The organism is Bacillus sp. AFS001701 (genome assembly GCF_002559405.1).
GTDB lineage: Bacteria > Bacillota > Bacilli > Bacillales > Bacillaceae_G > Gottfriedia.
Genome location: NZ_NTZO01000742.1, coordinates 1 through 1374 on the forward strand (window position 1 = coordinate 1; position 1374 = coordinate 1374).

The 1374-nt window shown below is 27.6% G+C and carries 1 protein-coding gene; it reads right to left on the minus strand.

The genetic code is table 11. The features are described 5' to 3' along the window. Window positions 1-135: 135 nt before the first annotated feature. Window positions 136-1155: a barstar family protein gene (locus CN514_RS26725; RefSeq protein ID WP_286141835.1), complete on the minus strand. Its 1020-nt coding sequence runs from the start codon at window positions 1153-1155 to the stop codon at window positions 136-138. Window positions 1156-1374: the final 219 nt, after the last annotated feature.

Sequence of the window (1374 nt, forward strand, 5' to 3'; positions counted from 1 at the left end):
TATAAGACACTTCTTTTTTATCTGGAATCATGTGAAAGAAAGGGAATAAATAATTCGTTTTTTTAAAAATTTAGTTAAGTAGAATTTAGATTTTGAAAAAGCATTGTCTAATTTGACAGTACTTCTAAAAATGCGTTAGTTGCATAAAAAGTGACAATGCCAATCAGGAAATTCCTGATTATGTTCAAGAAGGTACTCGATCATAATTTTTGAATCTTCTGGTAGTTTTCTCTCTAGTTCTGACCAACCAATAAATTGAAGTTTCTTAGGCAACTCAACTTGACATGTAATTATATCCCAAAAGTCGTCCCAATCTTCACTATAAGTATCTGGAAATGATAGTTTTTCTTTTAATACTTGATGCAATTCGTGACTGTTTTTTATTAATGATACATCAATCGTTATACTTGTTTCTTCTGATCTACTTATTTCTTTTAGAAAATCAATAAAAACCTTTCTAATGGCATATTGATATCGATAAACTAAATATCCTAACACATTAAATAAGGCAAATAAAATGATCCATCCAATATTTAATCTTTTATGTTGGTGGGTATTTATCGTTGTCCATATAGTGAATAAGGTTATATAGATTGATATGCCTACTAATAAAACAAATCCTGCAAATGTACTAAAAGTTCTGTGTTTCATTTCGATATACCATTCACTATCTCCATTTCCACTAGGGAAAAAGTTAGGAACTAACCATTTAGGTGACCATACAATTCTTTTATATTGAAATTCTGGCTCCATGTTTTCAATATTATAAGAAATCAAATTTATTCCTTCATTCCTAATTTTCATCGAACTGAATACTCTAACTTCAGAAATATGATTGGTACTTTCTATTAAACTTTCTATATTTTTTATCAATTCTGGGGTAATTAATTCCTTGTTTTTTAATTCATCAGCTATTTGTGTAGAAATAATTGATTGTTCTTGTGTATTTTGTTCATCGTTTATCCAAACGAAAGCAAAAATTGATAAAGATAATATAAGAACCGTAAACGCAATGTAAAGAATTTCTTTTGCACATATTTTTTGATTATTAAACAATTGGTTATTGATCGACCGCATTTCCTTTTCTGAGTCATAAAGCTCGAAATCAAGCTTAATCGGTACTTTCTCTGATTTTCCTTCTGCATTTAATTTCACTTGATACCTCCGAAAATTCCATATAATTCCATTTTACCATAAAGTTAAAAATGAAATAATTCATAATTTTAGAAATGCTAATCAATTTTTTTTAATCTATTTGTTGGAATCCGCTTTCTATTCATGGAAATTCAGACATTTCTTATTTATTTATACTACCATGTTATAGAACAAAGGAATTTTTAATGTACTTTTAGTAAAATTGTTTTAATTTTGTCG